Annotated in this window: 1 protein-coding gene; it reads right to left on the bottom strand. The window is 33.4% G+C overall.

Translation table 11 applies throughout. From position 1 onward, the window contains the following. On the bottom strand, positions 1 to 1,139 hold a 1,139-nt coding region (locus tag CRU93_RS14025), incomplete at its 3' end, for a serine hydroxymethyltransferase (RefSeq protein ID WP_164967715.1). Between the last annotated feature and the right edge of the window lie 11 nt (positions 1,140 to 1,150).

The following is a 1,150-nucleotide window of genomic DNA, read 5'->3' as shown; positions in this document are numbered from 1 at the left end:
AATTCAAACTCTTTTTCTTTCATTCCTCTAGCAGTTAAAGCAGGACTTCCTATTCTAATACCAGAAGTAACAAATGGAGATCTTGTTTCACCAGGAACTGTATTTTTATTAACTGTAATACCTGCATTACCAAGTGCAGCATCAGCATCTTTACCTGAAAAGTCTTTATTTAAAAATGATACTAATACAAGGTGATTATCTGTTCCACCCGATACAATATCATATCCTCTTTTTACAAGAACTTCTCCTAAGATTTTAGCATTTGCTTTAACTTGCTTAGCATAATCAGTCCATGCAGGTTTAAGTATTTCACCAAATGCAACAGCTTTTGCAGCAATTACATGAACTAAAGGACCACCTTGTAATCCTGGAAAAATTGCAGAATTAATTTTCTTAGCTAAATCCTCATCATTAGTCATAATCATACCACCTCTAGGACCTCTTAAAGTCTTGTGAGTAGTTGTAGTAACAATATGAGCATGAGGGAAAGGACTTTGATGTTCACCAGCTGCAACAAGACCTGCTATGTGAGCGATATCAGCAAAAAGATATGCACCAACTTCATCAGCAATTTCTCTAAATCTTTTAAAGTCAATTTCTCTAGCATATGCTGAAGCACCACAAACAATAATTTTAGGTTGAACAATCTTAGCAATTTCTAAAACTTTGTCATAGTTAATTCTACCATCTAACTCTACACCATAATAAAATGCAGAGTAGTTTTTACCAGAAAAAGAAGGTTTAGAACCATGAGTTAAATGTCCACCATGAGATAAATCCATACCTAAGATTTTATCACCAGCTTTTAATAATGCTGCGTATACTGCACCATTTGCTTGACTACCAGAATGAGGTTGAACATTTGCAAATTTACAATTAAATATTTCACAAGCTCTGTCTATAGCTAATTGTTCAACTTGATCTGCAAATTCACAACCACCATAATATCTTTTATTTGGATAACCTTCTGCATATTTATTTGTAAAAACAGAACCCATAGCTTCCATGACAGCTGGAGATGTGAAGTTTTCACTTGCTATCATCTCTAAATGTTTTGTTTGTCTATCAAGCTCATTTTCTATTATTGAAAATACTTCTTTATCTGCTTCTTTTAGTTTTGCATTTGTTATGTAACTCATACTTTTCTCCT

Origin of the sequence: Arcobacter sp. CECT 8985, from assembly GCF_004116495.1 — a bacterium.
Classification (GTDB): domain Bacteria; phylum Campylobacterota; class Campylobacteria; order Campylobacterales; family Arcobacteraceae; genus Malaciobacter.
This window is presented reverse-complemented; position numbering and strand designations above follow the sequence as displayed.